This window comes from Novosphingobium anseongense (assembly GCF_037482895.1).
Lineage (GTDB): Bacteria > Pseudomonadota > Alphaproteobacteria > Sphingomonadales > Sphingomonadaceae > Novosphingobium > Novosphingobium anseongense.
Window position 1 is genome coordinate 37,992 of the sequence record NZ_JBBHJZ010000009.1, and the last position, 21,219, is coordinate 59,210.

20 protein-coding genes are annotated in these 21,219 nt (G+C 62.6%); 12 read left to right on the plus strand and 8 right to left on the minus strand.

Annotated features, from left to right (window positions below; translation table 11 throughout):
• Positions 1–55: 55 nt before the first annotated feature.
• Positions 56–1,249, minus strand: a complete 1,194-nt coding sequence (gene nhaA / locus WG901_RS22995; RefSeq protein WP_339589478.1) for a Na+/H+ antiporter NhaA — start codon at positions 1,247–1,249, stop codon at positions 56–58.
• 57 nt (positions 1,250–1,306) lie between these two features.
• Positions 1,307–2,182, minus strand: coding sequence for a hypothetical protein (locus WG901_RS23000; RefSeq protein WP_339589479.1), 876 nt, complete (start codon positions 2,180–2,182; stop codon positions 1,307–1,309).
• A 103-nt stretch (positions 2,183–2,285) separates the two neighbouring features.
• On the opposite strand from WG901_RS23000, the gene WG901_RS23005 reads away from it, so the two are divergent.
• Entirely contained in the window at positions 2,286–3,599 is a 1,314-nt protein-coding gene (locus WG901_RS23005) for an SLC13 family permease (protein ID WP_339589524.1), read from the plus strand.
• 585 nt (positions 3,600–4,184) lie between these two features.
• Here the strand turns inward: WG901_RS23005 and WG901_RS23010 are convergent.
• On the minus strand, positions 4,185–4,721 hold the full coding sequence (locus tag WG901_RS23010) for a hypothetical protein (protein ID WP_339589480.1): 537 nt from the start codon (positions 4,719–4,721) through the stop codon (positions 4,185–4,187).
• A gap of 261 nt (positions 4,722–4,982) precedes the next feature.
• Positions 4,983–5,471, minus strand: a complete 489-nt coding sequence (locus WG901_RS23015) for a MarR family winged helix-turn-helix transcriptional regulator (RefSeq protein ID WP_339589481.1) — start codon at positions 5,469–5,471, stop codon at positions 4,983–4,985.
• A 205-nt stretch (positions 5,472–5,676) separates the two neighbouring features.
• Between WG901_RS23015 and ectA the strand changes: the two genes are divergently transcribed.
• From ectA to rodA, 10 genes are all read left to right on the plus strand, one after another.
• Positions 5,677–6,264, plus strand: a complete 588-nt coding sequence (gene ectA, locus WG901_RS23020) for a diaminobutyrate acetyltransferase (protein ID WP_339589482.1) — start codon at positions 5,677–5,679, stop codon at positions 6,262–6,264.
• The gene (gene ectB, locus WG901_RS23025; protein WP_339589483.1) at positions 6,261–7,568 is read left to right on the plus strand and encodes a diaminobutyrate--2-oxoglutarate transaminase; all 1,308 of its coding nucleotides are present in this window, start codon (positions 6,261–6,263) and stop codon (positions 7,566–7,568) included. The genes ectA and ectB overlap by 4 nt, the downstream gene beginning before the upstream one ends.
• Before the next feature lie 11 nt (positions 7,569–7,579).
• Entirely contained in the window at positions 7,580–7,972 is a 393-nt protein-coding gene (locus tag WG901_RS23030) for an ectoine synthase (protein ID WP_339589484.1), read from the plus strand.
• Between the two features lie 35 nt (positions 7,973–8,007).
• Positions 8,008–8,931 carry an ectoine hydroxylase gene (gene thpD, locus WG901_RS23035; protein WP_339589485.1) on the plus strand — a complete coding sequence of 308 codons (924 nt, stop codon included), beginning with the start codon at positions 8,008–8,010 and terminating at the stop codon, positions 8,929–8,931.
• A 37-nt stretch (positions 8,932–8,968) separates the two neighbouring features.
• Complete coding sequence (locus WG901_RS23040; protein ID WP_339589486.1) at positions 8,969–10,201, plus strand: MFS transporter; 1,233 nt, start codon at positions 8,969–8,971, stop codon at positions 10,199–10,201.
• A complete protein-coding gene (locus WG901_RS23045; protein ID WP_339589487.1) occupies positions 10,202–11,485 on the plus strand; it encodes a mechanosensitive ion channel family protein in 1,284 nt (427 codons plus the stop codon).
• Between the two features lie 59 nt (positions 11,486–11,544).
• Positions 11,545–12,807 (plus strand): MFS transporter, encoded by a 1,263-nt coding sequence (locus WG901_RS23050; RefSeq protein WP_339589488.1) that lies wholly within the window; start codon positions 11,545–11,547, stop codon positions 12,805–12,807.
• A gap of 101 nt (positions 12,808–12,908) precedes the next feature.
• Positions 12,909–13,826, plus strand: a complete 918-nt coding sequence (locus WG901_RS23055; RefSeq protein WP_339589489.1) for a YihY/virulence factor BrkB family protein — start codon at positions 12,909–12,911, stop codon at positions 13,824–13,826.
• Positions 13,827–14,683: 857 nt separating this feature from the next.
• Positions 14,684–15,031: a Na+/H+ antiporter NhaA gene (locus tag WG901_RS23060; protein WP_339589525.1), complete on the plus strand. Its 348-nt coding sequence runs from the start codon at positions 14,684–14,686 to the stop codon at positions 15,029–15,031.
• 60 nt (positions 15,032–15,091) lie between these two features.
• Entirely contained in the window at positions 15,092–16,195 is a 1,104-nt protein-coding gene (gene rodA, locus WG901_RS23065) for a rod shape-determining protein RodA (protein ID WP_339589490.1), read from the plus strand.
• A gap of 412 nt (positions 16,196–16,607) precedes the next feature.
• Here the strand turns inward: rodA and WG901_RS23070 are convergent, their stop codons facing one another.
• Positions 16,608–17,570 carry a GGDEF domain-containing protein gene (locus tag WG901_RS23070; RefSeq protein ID WP_339589491.1) on the minus strand — a complete coding sequence of 321 codons (963 nt, stop codon included), beginning with the start codon at positions 17,568–17,570 and terminating at the stop codon, positions 16,608–16,610.
• Positions 17,571–17,891: 321 nt separating this feature from the next.
• Here WG901_RS23070 and htpG point away from each other — a divergent pair, with 321 nt between their 5' ends.
• Positions 17,892–19,778, plus strand: a complete 1,887-nt coding sequence (gene htpG, locus WG901_RS23075; protein ID WP_339589492.1) for a molecular chaperone HtpG — start codon at positions 17,892–17,894, stop codon at positions 19,776–19,778.
• A gap of 59 nt (positions 19,779–19,837) precedes the next feature.
• On the opposite strand, the gene WG901_RS23080 is transcribed toward htpG, so the two are convergent.
• The 3 genes from WG901_RS23080 to WG901_RS23090 form a co-directional block, all read right to left on the minus strand.
• Positions 19,838–20,023 (minus strand): hypothetical protein, encoded by a 186-nt coding sequence (locus tag WG901_RS23080; RefSeq protein WP_339589493.1) that lies wholly within the window; start codon positions 20,021–20,023, stop codon positions 19,838–19,840.
• An 83-nt stretch (positions 20,024–20,106) separates the two neighbouring features.
• On the minus strand, positions 20,107–20,238 hold the full coding sequence (locus WG901_RS23810; RefSeq protein ID WP_417603964.1) for a hypothetical protein: 132 nt from the start codon (positions 20,236–20,238) through the stop codon (positions 20,107–20,109).
• A gap of 123 nt (positions 20,239–20,361) precedes the next feature.
• Positions 20,362–20,838, minus strand: a complete 477-nt coding sequence (locus WG901_RS23090) for an Hsp20 family protein (RefSeq protein ID WP_339589526.1) — start codon at positions 20,836–20,838, stop codon at positions 20,362–20,364.
• Positions 20,839–21,219 lie beyond the last annotated feature (381 nt).

Sequence of the window (21,219 nt, forward strand, 5' to 3'; positions counted from 1 at the left end):
CCATATAGCCTCAGAAGCGCGCGAGCCCGGCGCGGCCTGAAACGCGCTTTCGACATCACTTTGCTTCTCCGATCCTGGGCTGCGAAGCGAACCGCAGGACCAGAAAGCCAGCGATGCCGGAAAGGATTGAGCCACCGAGCACGCCGATCTTCACTTCATCGACGAGCGCGGTATTGTCGAAGGCGAGCCCGCCGATGAACAAGCTCATGGTAAAGCCAATGCCGCACAGCAGCGCGGTGCCGTAGATTTGCACCCAGCTTGCATGGCCGGGCCGGCAGGCAAGTCCGAGCCGGTCGCAGAAGGCGACCGCACCCAGGACCCCGACCTGCTTGCCGAGAAACAGGCCTGCCGCGACGGCGAGCGGCAAGGGCGCGAGCAAATCCCCCATCGTCACGTCCACGAGCGAGACACCGGCATTGGCCAGGCCGAAGACGGGCACGATGACGAATGCGACCCAGGGGTGGAGCCGGTGCTCCAGGCGATGCAATGGCGAATCCTCGGCATCCGGCGCAGCGGGGCTGGCGCGGATGGGCACGAGGCTCGCCGCAAGGACGCCGGCGATCGTTGCGTGGATGCCCGAAAGAAGTACGGCCACCCACAGCATCGCGAAGAGAAGCAGGTAGGGCCAGAGGGCCGTGACACCCGCGCGATTGAGAACGAACATGACACTGAGCAGGATGCCTGCGGCCAATAAGGCCGGGCCGCCGATCGCTTGGGTATAGGCCAGGGCGATAATAACGACGGCCCCCATGTCGTCGACGATGGCGACCGTGGTCAGAAAGAGCTTGAGCGATGCGGGCACACGGCGCCCGAGAAGCGACATGACACCGAGCGCAAAGGCGATGTCCGTTGCCGAGGCGATGGCCCAGCCTGGCGCAAGGCCCGGTGTGCGGCCGACAATCACGAGGTAAACCAGCGCTGGAACGGCCATTCCGGCGAAGGCCGCGATCGACGGAAGCGCCCGATCCGACCAGGATGAGAGATGCCCATCGACGAGCTCGCGTTTAATCTCGAGCCCCACGAGCAGGAAGAAGACGGCCATCAGACCATCGTTGATCCAGTGAAGCAGCGAGAGCGGGCCGACTGGTAGGTGGAGGACGGCAGCGAATGCCGGGGCGAGATCGCTGTTCGCGAGGACCAGTGCGAGCGCTGCCGCCGCCATCAGGATCAGACCGCCGGCGGCTTCGTGGCCCAGGAATGTTCGCAGCGCGGAGGCGGGGACGCGTCTTATCGATCGCAGGACGGACAAGTTATCAAACTCCCTGAACACAAAATTGCCATGGCCTTCACTCGGGCAGTGAAGTGCTCAGGCGCCAGACCACTGGGCGAGGACCTCGCCTGTGCTGGGATTGACGATGGCGACGTTATCGAATTGCACCGAGACGAGGCAGTCGGGCGGCGCAGATGTACGGCGCACGGTGCAGGCTATGACGCGGCCGCTGGCCAAGCGGCGCAGACGTCCGGCGAGGACGATGTCGTACCCTTCGCTGCTCCGGCTTTCGCCCGCGGAAAGCAACTTTGTCACCGCATATCCGCGCTCGGCCCGCCGATGGGTGCGCGCGTCGTCGGGCGTGAAGAACTGGGCAATGCCGATACTCTCGCGCTCACTCGACGAGGTCTCGCCGGCATCGAGGTTCAAGGATGGCGGTTGTCCCGAAGGCTCCGGGCCGGGTGACGGCGCTGCGATGGTCCTGGGCGCCTCGGCGCCCGGGGCAGCCTGTCGGCAATCGGCGTCAAGAAGCCAGGGCCTGTGGACCCAGAAACCCTCGACGGCTTCGTAGCCACTTTCACGCAGGCCGAGGACAAGCGGCGTTTGCGCGCCGATCTCGTTGTCGAGCCTGAGCTCGAGCTTGCCGCGCGTTTCATCGAATGTCAGCCGGCGCCCTGGCACCGGCTCGTCCCCCGCGCAGCCGAACCGCATGCGCAGGGCGAAGCGTGAACCGTCGAGGTCGCGCTGTGTTGCCGACTGATCGCGTCCAAGCGCCGTGTCGCTTGCCGCCCGGGCTATCGCCAGGAGCAAGGCCTCGCGGCCCAGAGGTGTCTCGACGAGGGGTGGTACGATCGTGGGTGCTGCAGCGCTGGGGGTCGCGGTGGGCAGGTCTTGCGGCGCGTCCCCCTTCTTGCAGGCGGACAACAGGCAGACGACCGCCACAAAGGCGGCTGTTGCGGACCATCGCGTCATGCCTGATGCCCTAACACGATTGTCGCGGACTTTGCGACCCTGGTCTGAACTTTTGCAAGCCGGATTGCTTGGCGCGGCACCGAATTCCTATCATAAGCAGCCCATGACCATGAGCCAGCTGATCACGCTCGTCGTGCTCGTTGCCGTCGTCGTCGCCCTGATCTGGGATAGATTGCGGTCCGACGTCGTGGCACTGACGGGCGCCGCGGTGCTTCTGATGACGGGGGTGGTGCGGCCGGTCGAAGTGCAGAGTGCCTTCGCCAGCCCTGCCATTATCGCGCTCGCCTCGCTCTTCGTCATTGCCTACGCCATGGAGCTGTCAGGCCTGCTCGACGCGGCGATCGCACGCGTCACGCGCCTGTGCGAGAAGATCGGCAAGGCGGGACTTTGGCTGCTGATAGCCCTCGCTGGCGCGGCCTCGGCCTTTCTAAACAATACGCCAATCGTTGTGCTCGGGGCGCCGGTGGTGCGCGATGTTGCAAGGTCGCTGCAGCTTTCTCCCAAGCCTTTCCTGATACCTTTGTCCTATGCCGCGGTGCTTGGCGGTTGCTGCACGCTGATCGGCACCTCGACCAATCTCCTCGTCAATGACATGGCCTCGGTCGCCGGACAGCCACGCTTCGGCATCTTCGAGATCACGCCGGTCGGCATCCTCGTGGCCTTGTCGGGCGGGATCTACCTCATGCTGTTCAGCCAGGTGCTGATCCGGGCCGAGCCGGAGGCCGAGCCATCGCCGCGGCCCGATGCCTCCGCGCTGTCGGAACCCGGTCTTGCGGGGGGCCAGGTCGGGATGGCAGCCGCCTTCGCCGAGCAGGCGGGCTTGCGACCGGCGGCCGCCGCGACGGCGGCGACGGTTTTCGTGACCGTCGTCGTCCTGGCCGCGCTCGATATCGCCCCGATCGCGGCCTGTGCTTTTGCCGGGGCGGTCCTCCTCATCCTGCTGCGTGTGCTGACGGCAGAAGAGGCCTATTCGGGGCTGAGACCCGAGGTCCTCATGCTGATCGCAGGCATGGTGGTTCTGGGCATCGCACTCGACGTCACAGGCCTCGCAGCCGCGGTCACCGCGGGGCTGATCCATTCACTCGACGGACTGAGCCCCTTCCTGGCTCTTGTGATCATCTACGGCGTGACCCTGTTCGCGACAGAGCTCCTCTCGAATGCGACGGTAGCCGTACTCTTCACTCCGATCGCGGTGTCGCTTGCCGAGGCCTTGCACGTGAGCCCTCGTCCTTTTTTGGTTGCCGTCATGATTGCCGGCAGCGCGGCGTTTGCGACGCCCTTCGGCTACCAGACCAACGTGCTCGTCTACCAGATGGGCGGCTATAACTATCTCGACTTCGTCAAGGTCGGCATCCCGCTCAACCTCATCACCTGGATGGTTGGTGTCGCGGCCATCCACGCGTTCTTCCCCTTCTGAATCGGGCCCTCGCCCGCAATCGTGTTGCGGGGATCAATAGGTCCGCGGTGGTGGCGATCACCCCGTGCTTCGTGGGCACCAAGCAACAAACCACAAGCGGATGAGCCGATTTCCGGGCGGGCCTGAGCGCCAGCAGCAAATGGCGCGGCCCCAGGCGCGCGACCACGGCGCGAGAGCCGCAGCGGCGCAGCGCGCAGTTGAACAGTCGGCGCCGGCTAGCTATCAGGGCGAACCCGACGCATGCGGGGCGTGGCCTGCTCGTGGGTTTCGATCCCGTTGCCCGGCAGGCCACGCAAATCCCGCTCTAATCCGCGGCGCTCCAACGAAGGTTCGAGCAGACGGTTCGCCACAGCCCGGAGATCTGAGCGCCGGCTCTCGTTCAATCCGCCATCATGGCAGATAGGCGGCAAACCTATTGATAATGGCGCGAATATCGCCGCGAGAGCCGGGCCAGGTCTCCGGTCCTCGGATATCCACATGGCTCAACTGCATCAGCGGGCGCGCCGATCCGGAATTTTCGTCGCACATTGTCCCGCGAGGGCCGCGGGGCGCAACGCCCCGCGAGCCACCGATGCAAACGTTGTGCTACTGGCCGGGCACAGATGACGCTGCCGATTTTGCGGCTGCCTCCAGCTCTGCCGTGGTCATCCAGATTGTCAGACCCGCAGCACCGACGGTGAACGCGCTCTTGGATAGGCTGACGGCGCCTTCTGGGCGATCGATGAGCACCTGATCGCCAGATACTTCCTTGATCGTGCCGATCATTGCGCCGGCCTTGCCATGAACCTGAGCTCCGACGACCAGAGCAGCGTCGCGTGCGGCATTGGTCTTCGCGGCCGCAGCAACGACCATGTCGTCGAGCTGTGCCTTGGTGGCATTGATCACGGGGCCCTTGGCGCTAGCAGTGAAGGCGCTGCGTGGAAGAGTCGCCTTGTTGGCCCCTGTGTCGAGGACGACGGCGTCTCCTGACTGGCTGACGATCTTGCCGACTTCTCCGCCCTGCGGATCAAAAACCGTGGCGCCGGCGGCGAGGGTTGGACTGGCGGGCGCCGAAGGCGCTCCCTGCGCGAAGGCGGCTGTTGGCGTCATCGTTGCCGCCAGGACCGCGATCGTGAGGTGCATTCTCATAAATTACTCCCAAAACTGAAAAAACTCGGATCGAAAGCCTTTCACTGATGCGATCGATCTCGACCGCAGCGCCATTGGAAAGCGCAATTACGGCGAAGATGTGGTCACGGGGCCAGAATGCCGCGCGGGACGTGCTGCAACCTGGAGGCCGCCTTCAGCAACGCGGGCCGATTGCCCCTCGCAAACGGGCGAGCCAATATCGATCAAAGCGGTGTGAAGGGGATGCGAGAGCTGCAAGCCGCCCGCCGACCTCGCTCAGTCGGGTGCGATGCGATCGATGATGCCCGCATCGATGACTGGCGCGGCCTCGAGGCTGTCGGCATCGAGCACGGCGGAAAGACGCTCGAGCATGGCGACGATCATCGCCTGCTCCCAATCGGGTAACTGCGAAAATCGGTCCTGGAAGCGGTCCTGCATGACGTCCGGCGCCGAGGACAGGATCGCCCTGCCTACAAGGGTAATCGTCACCCATACTTTCCGGCGATCGTTCTCACGGCGACTTCGCGCGACGAAGGAACGTTCGACGAGCCGATCGACGATGCTCGTTACAGTGGCCTGGCTGAACTGGACCGCGGTTGCGATCCCCCCGGCGGTTGCCTCGCCCTCGCGGGCGACTTCCTGGAGTACGACAAGCTGCGAAGGGGTCAGGCCGGTTGCCATTGCCAGGCGTTTTTCACTGAGATCGGCGGAACGCAGAAGACGGCGTATCGCTCTCAGGGCAGACTCGGTGCGCGGCTCTATCACGCTTCCAGCTACCGCCCGAACGCGCCCGCGCCAATCTGATTATTATTTCGAATTCCAAAGAGATGAACGCAACATTCCGATATTTCGAATGGGCGAAAACAGGATATACGCTTGTTTAATATGAATTTTATGACCACCTTTGGACCGACTCGTGCCAGTGAGCTCCAAAATATATTTTCGACTTTGAAGTAATAGGGGATTTCATTTGATTTATAGCGGCCATGCGGACGGCACCGTCCGCAGCTCCGCCCCACCGAGCAGGCGCGCCGGCTCGGACCATTGTTTTCGCAGTCCAACCTCGCGCGACGCCGATGCAGTCGCGGCCCTGATCGCAGCCAGCCCGCCGCTCGACGGCAATTCGCTCTACTGCAATCTGCTGCAGTGTACGCACTTTGCCGGAACCTGCATCATCGCTTCACGTGACGGCGAGATCGACGGCTGGATTTCGGGCTACCGCCCGCCCGATCAGCCCGAAGCCCTCTTCGTCTGGCAAGTGGCCGTCCACGAACGCGCCCGCGGAGCGGGCCTGGGCGTTGCCATGCTGGAGGCGCTGTTCGAGCGCAATGATATGTCCGATGCCCGGTGGCTCAAGACCTCCGTCACGCCATCGAACCGGGCCTCGCTACGCATGTTCGAGAAGTTCGCAGCTAAGCGCGGCGCTCCCATGCGCCGCGAGCCATGGTTCGACGCCGCCGCCCATTTCGGCGGTCGGCACGAGAGCGAGGATCTCTATTTGATCGGCCCGCTTCCCATCCCCATGCCCACTCAATCGACCCGAAAGGAATCTCGATGAACACGATCCCTCGTCCGTCCGCGACACAGCCCAACGCCGCCCTCTATCGCCGTCTCGAATCGCGCGTTCGCAGCTACTCGCGCGCCATGCCGCGAGAGTTCGCGAGCGCGAGCGGCCCCTGGATGATGGACAGCCAGGGCGGACGCTACCTCGACTTCCTTTCGGGATGCTCGACCCTCAACTATGGCCACAACCACCCCGTCCTCAAAAAGGCGCTGCTCGACTATATTGAGCGGGACGGCATCGCGCACAGCCTCGACCTTCACACCGAGGCCAAGACGACTTTCCTCGAAGAGTTCGACGCCACGATCCTTAAACCTCGCGGACTGTCCTACAAGGCCATGTTCACCGGGCCGACAGGGACAAATGCGGTCGAGGCGGCGCTGAAACTCGCGCGCAAGGTGACGGGCCGGCACCATGTGATCGCCTTCACCAATGGCTTTCATGGCATGACGCTGGGCGCCCTCGCCTGCACCGGCAACGCCGGCAAGCGCGGCGGCGCGGGCATCCCGCTTAGCCACGTCAGCCACGAGCCGTTCGATGGCTACTATGGCCCAAAGGTCGACACGGCCGATCTCCTGCGCCAGCGGCTCGAGGATCCCTCGAGCGGTCTCGATGCTCCGGCAGCCATCCTCTTGGAAACCGTGCAGGGCGAAGGCGGCCTCAATGTCGCCTCGCCGCGCTGGCTGCGCAAGATCGCGGCGATTGCCAAGGATCACGGCGCGCTGCTCATCGTCGACGACATCCAGGCAGGCTGCGGCCGAACGGGCTCCTTCTTCAGCTTCGAGGAGGCCGCCATAGTTCCCGACATCGTCACGATGGCCAAATCGTTGTCCGGCATGGGTTTGCCCTTCGCCCTGACGTTGATCCAGCCGAACCTCGATGTCTGGGATCCGGGCGAGCACAACGGCACTTTCCGCGGCAATTGCCATGCTTTCGTCACGGCAACGGCGAGCTTGCGGAACTTCTGGGGTGATCCGGCCTTCTCGCAGGACCTGCAGCGTCGCAGCCAATTCCTCGCCGAGCGACTCGAGGCCATCGCCGCGGCCTGCGACGTGCCCGCCCAGGTCAAGGGGCGTGGCATGATACGCGGGATCGACGTTGGTTCGGGAGCGCGCGCCTCCGCGATCACCGCGGCGGCATTCGAACTTGGTATCGTCATCGAGACCAGCGGCCCGCACGACGAGGTCGTGAAGGTCCTGGCACCCCTCACGATCGATGACGACGTCTTTGCGAACGGGCTCGACCTTTTAGCGCATGCCTTTCGCAGCACCGGAACCCAGCCGCTCGACGCGGCCGCCTGAGGAGACCGACCATGCTGATCAAGAAACTTCACGAAATTCGCGCTTCCGACCGGAACGTCACCGACAAGGGCTGGGAAAGCAGCCGCCTGCTTCTCGCCGAGGACGGCATGGGTTTTTCCTTTCATGTGACGACGCTCCACGCCGGCGGCGAATGGACCTTCCACTATCGCCACCACGTCGAGGCCGTTTTTGTCCTCAACGGCAAGGGCAGTGTCGAGGACTTGGCGACGGGTGAGCGTCATGCCCTGTCGGCGGGCACGCTCTACGCGCTTGACCAGCACGATCAGCACACGCTTCGCGCCGAATCCGAGCTCGTCACCGTCTGCGTGTTCAATCCGCCGGTCACCGGCAGCGAAATCCATGACGAGAGCGGCGCTTATCTGCCCGCCGTTCTCGCCTCGTGAACGCGGCGGTTTTCACCAGCAACGCAGGAGCGACAATGGCCGATCCTTACCCCTCCAGGTGCGGCCGCGAAGCGGCTGTGCTGCCGCGCGTCGATCCCGTGGTGCACGGCACTTGGCATGAAGGCGCGCCGCTCACGCAGGAGCAGTTGACCCAATTCGAACGCGACGGCTATCTCGTTCTCGGCGACCTTTTCACCACCGGGGAGGTCGCCGCCCTCTGCCAGGCGAGCACAGCGCTGCTCGCCGATCCCAAAGCGCTCGATCCCGACACCGTGATTGCCGAGCCTGGCTCGCGCGAGGTGCGGTCGATCTTCATGGTCCATCGCCAGGACCGGGCCATGGCGCGCCTCGCTGCGGACCGACGGCTCGCCGACATCGCGCGCCTCGTGCTTGGAGACGAGATCTACGTCCATCAGTCGCGGCTCAACTACAAGCCGGGCTTCGCGGGACGCGAGTTCTACTGGCACTCCGATTTCGAGACCTGGCACGTCGAAGACGGCATGCCGCGCATGCGCGCTCTGTCGATGTCGATCCTGCTGTCGCCCAACGATGCGACCAACGGTCCGCTGATGATCATTCCCGGCTCGCACCTGGCCTTCCATGCCTGCGCTGGCGAGACGCCGCAGGACAACTACCGGGCATCGCTGCGCAAGCAGGATCTCGGCGTGCCCGATCGCGCAACGCTGACCGATCTTGCAGCCGAGAACGGCATCCGCACAGCCATGGGCGATCCGGGAACCGTCATCCTCTTCGACTGCAACGCCATGCACGGTTCCAACGGCAACATCACGCCTTTCCCCCGCAGCAATGCCTTTATCGTCTACAATGCCGTGTCGAACTGGCTTGGACCTCCTTCGGGTGACCTCGAGCCACGTCCCGAATTCATCGCGGCGCGCAAGGCAGCACCCATAATTTCAGGGCGGCCGTCGCTGCCACTCGAAATCGCAACGATCTGCTGACAGCTGACCGGACTGGCCCGTCCGGTCTCGAAAAACCATGCTCCAGAACATTCGCTCCGTCGGCACCTTGCTCCTCGCCATCTTCATGCTGATGATGGGCAGCGGGTTCCTGGCCACGCTCGTGGCGCTAAGGCTTCAGGCCTCGGGCGCCCCCGCCTACGTGGTCGGCATCGTCGCCATGGCCTATTTTGCGGGTCTCGCGATCGGTTCGATCCTCGCCTTCAGTCTCGTGGGGCGGGTCGGTCACATCCGTGCCTTCGCGGCTTTCGTCTCCTTATTCTCGGCGACCTCGATCGCCTATGCGATCAATCTGGATCCGGTGTTCTGGGCACTGCTGCGCCTAATCGACGGTTTATGCATGGCCGGCGTGTTCGTCTGCCTGGAAAGCTGGCTCAATGATCGCGCCGAGGCTGCAAACCGCGGTGCCATTCTCGCGCTTTACATGATCGCGCTTTACGCAGGCCAAGCGATCGGCCAGTTCCTGCTCAATCTCGGCCACGCCTGGCCATCGATGCCGTTCATCGCAGCCTCGATCCTGCTATCATTGGCGGTGCTGCCTGTGGCCCTGACGCGCATGCCGGCTCCGCCAATGCCGCAGGGCCGGATCATGCGGCTCGGCCGGCTTTATCGCGCCTCTCCGCTTGGCGCCGTCGGCACTGCCGCAACGGGTCTGATGCTCGGCGCCTTTTACGGTCTGGGCGCTATATTCTCGCGCGGCTCCGGGCTTGCCGATGCGGGCACCGCCCTGTTCATGAGCGCGACAATCCTTGGCGGGGTGGCACTGCAGTGGCCGCTGGGCATACTTTCCGATCGCCTGGATCGGCGCAAGGTGCTCGTGGCCTGCTTCGGCGCCAGCTTCGCCATTTGCCTTGCCATCGTTCTCGGGGCCCAGGGACGCACTGAACTGATGGTCGCAGGCGGGCTTTTCGGCGGCATGTCCTTCGCGCTCTATCCGCTGTGCGTCGCTCACACCAACGACCATCTCGACGCCGAGCAGCGGGTCAGCGCGACAGGCGGCCTTGTGCTCGTCTATGCCCTCGGCGCTGCCGCCGGACCGGTTCCGGCATCGCTATTCATGGAAATTGGCGGTCCGCGTGGTCTGTTCCTGTTCATCGGTCTTTGCGCGGCGCTCGTCGTAGTCTTCGCTAGTTACCGCCTTATGGTGTCCCCCCCCGTTCCCGGTGACCGGCAGCGCCGCTTCCTGCCGCTTCCGCGAACGACCCCGCTGACCGCAAAGCTCGCGCCAATCTCCCGCGAACCGAGGCGCTAAATGAAGCACGTAAACGAGTTCGTTGCAGGCTGGCCGGTCTGGACGCAGACTATGGCAAGCGCAGCTGCGCTGGTGCTCTTCGCGGTGCTGGCCAACGTCCTCATCAAGCGCGTCATCTTGCGCCTGATCGATCGCGTCCTGATCCGGCTCGGTCTCGAGACAGGCACCGTCTATCTCGATCCGGTCGCGCGGCGGTTCGCCAACGTCGTTCCCGCGATCGTGGTCGCGCGCGGGATCGCCTGGATACCCCGACTTCCACCCGGCGCCATATCAATTGGTCGCAATGTCGCGCACGCGGCCATCATCGTCGCCGTCGTCCTCGCACTGAGCGCCGCGCTCGACGGCTTGAACGCGCTCTATCAGCGCCGCCCCCATGCCGCGAGCCGCCCGATCAAGGGCTATCTGCAGGTAGCGAAAATCCTCCTGTTCGGCGCCGCCACAATCCTCGTCGCGGCCGTGCTCATGGACCAGTCACCTCTGCTGCTTCTTTCGGGGCTTGGTGCCATGGCGGCGGTTCTCATGCTGGTGTTCAAGGACACGATCCTCTCGCTCGTTGCCTCTGTCCAGCTCACCTCGAACGACATGCTGCGCGTCGGCGATTGGATCGCGGCCCCGCAATTCGATGCCGACGGGGACGTCGTCGACATCGCGCTTCACACCGTCAAAGTGCAGAATTTCGATAAGACGATCACGACCATCCCCACACACCGCCTCATTGTCGAGCCGTTTCGGAACTGGCGCGGAATGAAGGAGACGGGCGCCCGCCGGATCATGCGAGCACTCCTGCTGGACCAGACGAGCGTCGCTTTCCTGTCGGAGGATCTCGAGACGGAGTTGGCTCAATTCCAGGCGCTTAGTCCTTACTTGAAGGACAAGGGCGCGCAAATCGCTCGCTGGAATGCGGAACTCGACGATCGCGGTGAAGCCAAGATCAACCGTCGCGCTTTGACGAACATCGGGACGTTTCGAGCCTATGTCGACCACTATCTTGCCAGTCATCCGGGCTTGCGATCCGACATGACACGTATCGTCCGTCAACTGGCACCGAGCCCCGAAGGCCTGCCACTGGAAGTTTACTGCTTCGCTGACACGTCTGAATGGGGCGCCTATGAAGCCACCCAGGCCGACATTTTCGATCATCTTCTCGCGATCCTGCCGCGGTTCGGTCTCCGCCTCTATCAGCGCCCCGGTGGTAGCGATTTGCGGCAGCGAGGCGCGCCCCACGGCAGCGTGAATAGACAGAACGAAATCAGTACACAGCCGAGCGAGGCAATATCCCAATGAAGCGTGCCACGATCTCGCCGCTGCTCCCGTCTTCGCGCGCAACCCTTCATCGCGCGATCATGGCCTCTGCTCTTGGCAATGCCACCGAGTGGTTCGACTATGGTATCTACGCTTATGGAATTGCCTACCTTTCGGGCGCGCTATTCCCCGGCACGACCGAGAAAGCGACGCTCTTCGCGCTGGCGACGTTCGCGATATCGTTTCTCATCAGACCTCTCGGCGGCCTGTTCTGGGGCCCTCTCGGCGATAGGTACGGGCGCAAGACGGTGCTGTCTTTGACGATCGTCATCATGTCAGCGGCAACGCTCGCGATCGGCCTCGTCCCATCCTACGCCGCGATCGGATTTTGGTCGCCGGCCCTGCTCGTGCTGCTCAGGCTCGTCCAAGGATTCTCGACCGGGGGAGAATATGGCGGCGCGGCCACGTTCATGGCCGAATATGCTCCTGACGAGCATCGCGGGTTCTACGGAAGCTTCCTCGAGGTCGGAACGCTCGCGGGTTTCTCGCTCGGCGCCCTGCTGATGTTGGGCTGTTCGATGGTCCTCGGCGAGCCGGCCATGCAGGCCTGGGGCTGGCGCCTGCCCTTCCTCGTCGCGGCTCCCCTCGGCCTTGCCGGCCTCTACTTGCGGTCGCGCATCGAGGACACGCCTGTGTTCCGCGAAATCGAGGTGATCGGGGCGAAAGAGCGCGGGCACCTGCGCGAACTGCGTGATCTTCTGCGCCGGTTTCGCATGCCGCTGATCGTGCTCGGCATGCTCGTCGTGGCCCTCAATGTGGTCAACTACACCCTGCTCAGCTACATGCCGACCTATCTGCAGCTGCGGCTTGGCCTAACGTCCGAACAGGCGCTCTACGTGCCCATCGTCGGTATGCTGTTCATGATACCTTTCTTGCCAGCAGCAGGTGCATTGTCCGATCGCTTCGGACGCAAACCACTCTGGTGGGCCTCGCTCGCCGGCCTTCTGGTGATGGCGATACCCGCATATGAGTTGATGGCGACCGGTATTGCTGGCGCGATCGCCGGCTTCGTCCTGCTCGGACTGCTCTACGTCCCCCAGCTCGCGACGATCTCCTCGACCTTTCCCGCTATGTTTCCGACACACGTCCGTTTCGCGGGCGTCGCGATCTCCTATAACGTCTCCACCTCGCTATTCGGTGGCACAGCCCCCGTCATCAATTCCTGGGCGATCGGTGAGACAGGCGACATTCTCATACCCGCATATGCCATGATGGCGGCCTGCAGCGTGGGCCTGGCGGCCATGCCTTTCCTCGTCGAGACGGCCGGTCAGTCGCTTCGCGGGATCGGTACGCCGGGGACATGAGCGTCTCGCCGCCAACAGGCCCACAGTCCAGGGCAGGCGATGGAGTAGCCGCGACCAGCGAGCAGGCGCTTTGCGGTGCTGAGGCGCCTTCGCCCACGGCCATGCCCGTCAATGCTTGGCGCTCGATCGCTCACCGCGTCTGGCTCAACAGCGATCGCCATCATCTGGGGCTGATGTCGGCTGGCATCGCCTTTTACGCTTTTTTGTCCTTCGTCCCGCTGCTGGGCGCCTTGGTCATGTCGTACGGGATCATCGCCGACCCGGCAGCGGTGGGACGGCACATGGCCTTCATGATCGAGATGCTCCCGACCGACGCGGCCCGGCTCGTCAACGAACAGCTCGTGGCGCTGCTCGTAACCGCCAGCAAGAAGAAGGGTATAGCGCTGATCGTCGCGATCTGTCTGTCGATCTTCAGCGCGAGCCGGGCGGCCGGCGCAATGATCGAAGCGCTGAACGTCATCTACGAAGAAACGAACCGGCGCGGTCTCGTCCGTAACTGGTTTGTTGCGATGGCGCTGATCGTCGCCGCGGTCGCCATCGCCCTGGCGGGCCTTGCTTCAGCCGCGCTTTTTGCGTTTGCCGAGGCGCTCTTTGGGAGCGCGGGACCATTCGTCGCGCCTCTCTCGCGCGCGCTCGCCTGGACAACGGCAGCTCTGCTATGTTGCCTCACGCTGGGCGCCATGTACCGCTTCGCGCCCGATCGGTCCGACGCGCGCTGGCAATGGTTGAGCCTGGGGGCCGCAATGGGCACCGGGCTGTGGCTCGTGGCCACGCTTCTGTTCGGGGTCTATGCGGCAAATTTCGGGAATTACGATGCCACTTACGGTTCCCTTGGCGCCGTCGCGGTCCTGCTGATGTGGCTCTATGTTTCGGCCTACGCCGTACTGGTCGGCGCGCTCGTCAACGCCGAGATTGAGCGACAGACCGCACTCGATACGACGACAGGCATGCCGCGACCGATGGGTCAGCGGGGCGCCCACATGGCGGATACGAGCGCGGCCCTTCATGGAGCTGACTAGCAGCTACTGTGGGAGACGAAGTTTTAGACCAGCCGAAGAATCCACCAGGACGCAGGGCCGCTTTCCACGAGCGCCGACGTGGTACAGCGATCTGTAAGAACGGTCGATTTTGGAGACAGCGCTTGGTGGTTACGTCGGCAATGAAGGTGGATCTCCCGCCAAATGGCGAGTAATGCCGGGAACATCGAGAGCGCTGTTGACGCGGGTTACTGTCGTCTAATGAGTATTACTTCGGAAGCGCCCAAGGATAGACAAAATGTAACCGCCCCCAGTTCTCACTTGGGTTGAGAGTTGCACCCCCGCAGATTTGGGGGACGTTTATCGCTTCTATCGATCGCTTCACGCGCGCACTTCTACGCGGCGCGCAAGACACCTAGGGCCACTGGCGTACTTACAGGGCACTTCTGAAACATCTCAAGCATTCACACGCGCGATATATCTTCCTGAGCCTGCCCCGCGGCGGCTCCTGTATAAGGGTGGTCGAATATAAGTAGGTTGTCGACCAACCTGATCGACAGCTTCGCCCTGCACGTGGAGATCGGTTTCGAGGGCGGCGTTGTCCCGCACCAGGAAGGCGCTCGATCCGCGTAAAGATCGAAGTTTGAACTGCTTGCGCGCGGGCAGGTCTGCCTTCATCTCTTAATTGAGCGTCTAGACGACTCTGGCTTGCCTCTACGACCTCGAACTGTATAGCGGTCACGGGTGTTCGTCGCTGGAAAGCTGCGCGGGCAGGTTTTTTCGCTGGTCGGGCCGCCAGCGCAGATTGCCTGCGCCCGGATACCACCTTGCCCCTTAAACGCTTCATTCGCGCGAGCGCGATCCGCCAATTCCTATACGGCCAGTCGTCGGCAGGCCTTATGCTGTTGGCGTCCGCAGCGCTCGCACTTGTACATGCCAACTCACCTCTCGGCCCAGGCTACGCCGCGATGCTGCAGTTTCATCTGGGCCCTTTATCGATCGAGCATTGGATCAACGACGGGTTGATGTCGGTGTTCTTTTTGCTGGTAGGGCTCGAGTTCAAGCGCGAGATGCTTGATGGTCAGCTCTCGACCTGGTCAAGGCGAATCCTACCCCGCAGGGCTGCCGCAGGGGGCCTGGCTGCCGCAGGGGGCATGCTTGCGCCCGCTCTCATCTATCTCAGTCTTACCGCGGCCCCACCACTACTGGCTGGGCGATACGGTGGTGCGGCGCAGCGCGCGAAGTGACCGCAGTCCCTAGGCCAGTCCCACACATCCTTTGAACGAATATTTTTCAGAAAGCTGCTCGTGTCGATCCTGCCTGAATCATTGAAAGCCTTGCCATGGGGCATGCTCTGCACGCTCGTTGCGATAGTCCTTTTCGGCTTGGCGACGCTTTACTCAGCGGCGGGCGGCCATTTGTCTCCCTGGGCTTCCAATCAAGGCATCCGGTTCGTCATCCTGTTCGGTGTGATGATCGGCCTCTCCAGAGTGCCTATTACCCGCTGGATGGAGATCGCCTACCCGTTCTACGTCATAGCACTTGTGCTCCTGCTCATTGTCGAGCTGTTCGGAAAGATCGGCATGGGCGCCCAGCGCTGGATTGACCTAGGCTTCATTCGGCTCCAGCCTTCCGAATTTATGAAGCTCGCCGTGGTGCTCAGCCTGGCCAAATATTTCCACCGGCTTCCGCCTGCGTTCACGACTTCACCATCAGCGCTTCTTCCGCCCGCTCTGATGGTGGCAGTCCCGGCAGCGCTGGTAATGCTGCAGCCCGACCTTGGTACCGCCATGATGATCACGATGGCCGGTGTTCTGTTGCTGTTCGCGGCGGGTTTACCATTGAGATGGTTCGTAGCTGCCGGCGCTGCTGTCCTCGCGTTGCTGCCGGTCGCGTGGGCGCTTCTCCACGACTATCAAAAAAATCGTGTGCTAGTGTTTATGAACCCTGAAGGTGACCCACTGGGGACTGGTTATCACATCACCCAGTCCAAAATTGCCATTGGATCAGGCGGTCTCTTTGGGAAAGGCTTCCTAAATGGGTCCCAAAGTCACCTGGAGTATCTTCCCGAAAGCCATACCGATTTCATTTTTGCTTCGATGGCCGAGGAATGGGGAATGCTGGGCGGCATCCTCCTTCTATGCGCTTACGCCTATCTCATCCGGTGGGGCTGGAAGTTGGGCGTGGAGGGAGCGTCAGTGTTCACGAGGCTGACAGCCACAGGCTTGTCTTTCACTCTGTTTCTCTATGTTGGGATTAATCTATCGATGGTCATGGGCCTCGCCCCGGTGGTCGGCATCCCCCTTCCGCTCATGTCTTATGGTGGTTCCGCGATGATGACGGTCATGATCCTTCTCGGGATCCTGATGTCACTTCATCACGAGGCCAAGTTGAACCGAACCCGCCTGTAGAGCCTCGGCCGTCTTCGCCACCTTAATGAATGGAAGGCCGGTTTTGGGACATCCGTCCGACCCAGCGAACGTCAGCAACGTCGGCGGACATGGTCCAAAAGCGAGCTACCAACAGTCATTTGAAAGCTTGGCTTCCGGCTCATCAAACTCTTGGAGCGCGCTAGCGTATCGGTCGGCCATCGCCAGAAACTCATCCACCAAAGCAGGATGCTCCGCTGCTCTTGCCCGTGCCAGCCATTCCAGACGCTTCTGTTCCCACTGGTCTCTTTTGCTCGGGGTAATCGTAACCTCCATTCGATTTGCCGTGTTATCGGTGCAACTGATTTTCCCGACGTTGAGAATGGCGAACGATCCAAAAGAGTTCCCTACCAAAAAATCGCTCCCTGCATTGACGCCCGGCGGTTCAAGGGCGCTAGCTCGGGCGCCCACATGTCTGGATTGCCGGCGATAACTGCGAGGCCAACAAATCAAACGCTACTCGATTTCTCCCGGCAGCCTTGGCGGTATATAGAGCCTTGTCCGCCAAGTCGAAGACCCGTTCCGGCTCCTGCGCTCCGCAGAATAAGTGGATTCCGAAAGAGGCTGTAACTTTGCCATAGGGCGCATTGCCGTGATGAGCGATATCGAGTTCCTCGATGCTCAACCGGACCCGCTCGAAGAACTCTCCAATCTCCATCTCGTCGCAGCAGTAGCGCGCTACCAGAAATTCCTCTCCGCCTATGCGGAAAAGCAGATCGTCGGCCCGACTGAGGTGCTTGCGCAGGATTTCGCCCATGCTGCGCAGAACCTGGTCGCCGGCGGCGTGACCATAGTGATCGTTGTACTTCTTGAAGTTGTCGACATCGATCAGCGCGACCGATTTCCACGCGCCGGGTGCGGCACAGCGGACGAAACCGGGAAACTCGTCGTTGAAGGCGCGGCGGTTCTTGACGCCCGTCAGCATGTCATGCCGTGCCGACCTGGCCTCGGTCACATCGGTGAACACCCAGATCCGTGCAGCGAACTGGTGATGGTCAAGGAATGGCACGCTTCTGCGCGAAATCATGCGGCCATCAACGAAGCGCAGCTCGTCGGTCAGGGTCTCGGCTGTGGGGTGCACGCGTTCGACTTCTGTGAAAAATGCCTGGGGATCGATCAGCATCGAACCGACATGAGCGAGCATCGCCGTCTCATCGCCGGCATCCATCAGCGCGTCGGGGATATTCCAGATTTGGGCGAAGGCCGGATTGGCATAAATGACGTGGCGGTCGCGATCTGTCAGCAGGACGCCGTCGGGCAGCGCGTCGAGCGTGAGCTCGAAAAGCGATTTGAGCGGCGCGTGTGCAAGCGGAGCTTGGTAGCCCCTGACACTCCAGCTATGGTGAACAGCCAACATTGTCGTTCCTGCGGGTTCTGCAATCATAGGGCGAGCAAAGAGCTCGAACTCGCAACATCTGGATGGCCGTCGTTAAGATTCCGCACCGGCCTTACCCGAAACGGCCAGTCTTGCGACCAATGTCTAAGCCAATCACGAAGCACTCCGGCACAGCTGAATGAAAGACACTTATCGGGGCATTCCGATTCGTGCCCTGAAGGCAGCAGAGTCGGCGGGAACGCCACGCAACAGCAGGATGTCTCATCGCTCTGCCCGTCGGCCTTGAAATGGCAAACGGCGCCAACCAAATCCGCGCGCGGATCACAGGAGAGCGATTACCCAATGACGACGATGAGCGATGCCGCCCCCGAAACCCGTTCCTTCGAAGCTGATGTCTCCAAGCTGCTCCACCTCATGGTGCACTCGGTCTATTCGGATAAGGACGTCTTCCTCCGCGAACTTGTCTCGAACGCGGCCGACGCCTGCGAGAAGCTGCGTTACGAGGCAGTCGCCAAGCCGGAGCTGCTGGGCGACGATCCGCGGGCGCGCATTACCGTTACGTTCGATCCGGACCAGCGGCAGCTGACGGTCGAGGACAATGGCATCGGAATGAGCGCAGACGAGATGACCGAAGCGCTTGGCACCATCGCGCGATCGGGCACCAAGGCGTTCATGGATCAGTTCGCGGCCGGGAAGGACCGCGAGGGGAGCCAGCTCATCGGGCAGTTCGGGGTCGGTTTCTATTCGGCATTCATGGTCGCCGACAAGGTGGACGTAACGTCCCGCCGCGCTGGGAGCGAGGAGGCGGCTGCTTGGTCGTCCGATGGCCTCGGCACCTACACGATCAGGGAAGCGGAGCCTGAGACGGCACCGGCGCGCGGGACGCGCGTCTTGCTCCATCTCAAGGAGGACGCTGCCGACTACGCCCAGCGCTTCAGCGTCGAGCGTAAAATCAAGGCGCAATCGGGCCATGTCCCGGTACCCATTTTCCTGCGCGAGAAACCCGATGCCGAGCCCGATCAGATCGCTGACGGCGCGGCCCTCTGGACCCGCTCCAAGTCGGAGATCAGCGAAGAGGAATACACCGACTTCTATCGCACCAATGCTGGACAATTCGATGCGCCTGCGCTGACGCTGCATTACCGCGCCGAGGGCACCCACGAGTACAACGTGCTTGCCTTCGTACCCAAGACCAAGCCGTTCGACCTCTTCGATCCTGAACGGACGGGGCGGATGAAACTCTATGTTCGCCGCGTATTCATCACGGGCGAGGCGCAGATACTGCCCCGCTATCTGCGTTTCGTGCGCGGGCTCGTCGATTCCCAGGATCTCCCGCTCAACGTGTCGCGCGAGATGATCCAGGAAAGTCCGGTGCTCGCCGCTATCCAGAAGGGCGTGACGAACAGGCTCCTGAGCGAATTCGACAAGCTCGCCCAAACCGACGAGGAGCGCTATCTCAAGATCTGGGAGAGCTTCGGCGCGGTGTTGAAGGAAGGCCTCTACGAAGACTACGCCCGCCGCGAGACGCTGCTTGGTCTGACCCGCTTCAAGTCGACCGCAGGAAACGATTGGCGCACGCTCAAGGACTATGCCGCCGGGCTCAAGGAAAACCAGACTGCGATCTATTACGCGGTGGGTACCGATCTCGACCGCTTGGCCTCCTCCCCGCAGCTCGAAGGCTTCCGTGCGCGCGGCGTCGAAGTGCTGCTGCTGACCGACCAGGTCGACAGCTTCTGGGCTTCCTCGGGCGTGGACTTCGAAGGCAAACCCTTCAAGTCGGTGACCCAGGGCCTATCCGATCTCAGCCTCATCCCGCTCCCGGACGGCGAGCAAACTGCCGCCGAAACCTCGAGAGAAGTCGCCTCGTTCATCGACTTCGTCAAAGAGGCTCTCGGTGACGCTGTATCCGACGTTCGCGCATCGGAGCGCCTGACCGAGAGCGCCGTCTGCCTCGTCGCACCTGACGCCGGTATGGACCGCCAGCTCGAGCGGCTGCTCGCCAATGCGGGCCAGCTCGCCCAGTCGAGCAAGCCCGTGCTCGAGATCAATCCGCGCCACGACCTCGTGACGCGTCTCAGTGCGCTAGCGGATAGCGACAAGGACTTGCGCGAAGACGCCGCTCACCTCCTGTTCGATGAGGCACGCGTCGCGGACGGCGAACTCCCGGTCGACCCTCGCGCCTTCTCGGCACGGCTAGGCCGCATTCTTCTGCGCGGCATCGCCGGCTGAGAAGCTAGGAGTCTGGCGGCACGGACAATCCTCCCCGCCAGACTCAACTCACATCCTCGTCAGGCCGCCATGCGATCCTCGCCTAAGTCGCGTGACCACTGCTCGATCTGGTTGTCGACCAGGCGGCGAAGTATTTCGAGCCGCGCCACCTCGTCGCGAGGCGCACCATGGGATCGCGCGCGATCCAGTTCCGCTGTGAGACGCGAAAGCTCCTGCCGCAGATATTCCAGAAACGCCTTCGGCATCGTCAGCCTGGCCCGCTGTCGAGATTTCGCAGCGCATCCATGACCTCGCTGAGCCGTAGCGGGCCCGGGGCCTCGGGCGGTTGTCAAAGATCGGGGCGGCTCTCGACGGCGTTCGCGTCCGAAGCCCAGGACGCCAGGATCGCTCGCTTGACCTCAGGCTCGAGCTGTGGATGGCGGACAACGTCGAAGGGACTGTTGAAATGGGAGAGGGTCATGGGCGCGTGCCTCCTTTCTGCCTTTCCTCTTCCTGACTCTATAATTTGCCGGCCGCACGGGTCGGTCCGCGGCTAGGCTTGCCGGTCCGCACAAAGCGAGATCGGCAAGCCATGGTTCCGGGATCAGGCCGCGTTGCGCGTCTTGTCCTTGGGGCCCTCGATACGATCGTTGGCCGGTCGACCGCCAATCTCGATGCGCCGCGGCTTCATCGCCTCGGGCACGACACGTTTGAGAGCGATCGTCAGCAACCCGTGCTCGAAGCTCGCCGCTCCCGCCTCAATGAAATCGGCAAGTTGGAAGCGGCGTTCGAAGTCGCGCGTCGCGATACCGCGGTGAAGGTAATCGCCTTCGGGCTCTGCCTGCGAGCGCTTGCCCGCGACCATGAGCAAGTTCTGCTGGGCAACGATCTCGATCTCGTCGGGCCGGAACCCAGCGACCGCGAGGGTGATCCGATAGGTATCCTCCCCGTCCTTGACGATATCGAAGGGCGGGTAGCCCTCGACAGTGTCGGCGCGCGAGCCGTTCTCGAGAAGGTCGAAAAGGCGGTCGAAGCCCACCGTGGAACGCCGGTAGGGCGCAAAGTCAAAGTTCGTTCTCATTTCCAAATCCTCCATTTGAAGCAATTCGGACGTGAGATGCACCGGAACACAGAGCCGGTGCCCTCCATGTCCACCGGACCCGAACGAGGCATCCGGCAGCCGATAGCTAATTTTGAAGAGGGGAGTTTCAAGATGCGAGATGCACCTCATCAGCAAAAAATTTCAGCCAGGCGCGTTGCTGCTGAAGGCGTTCATCGGATCACGTCGGACCGGCACCTCCCGCTCTGTGCACCTGATCGCAGAGGGCCGCTCTCATGCGGCGGAACCCGCTTAGCACGCGCCGTTCTGATGCGTCTGGCGATGCCGTCATGACGGCGGCCAAGATCCACCCGCCGAGCTTAATCAATGACCGCTTTTGGCGAGCTAAGGAGAACTGACAAA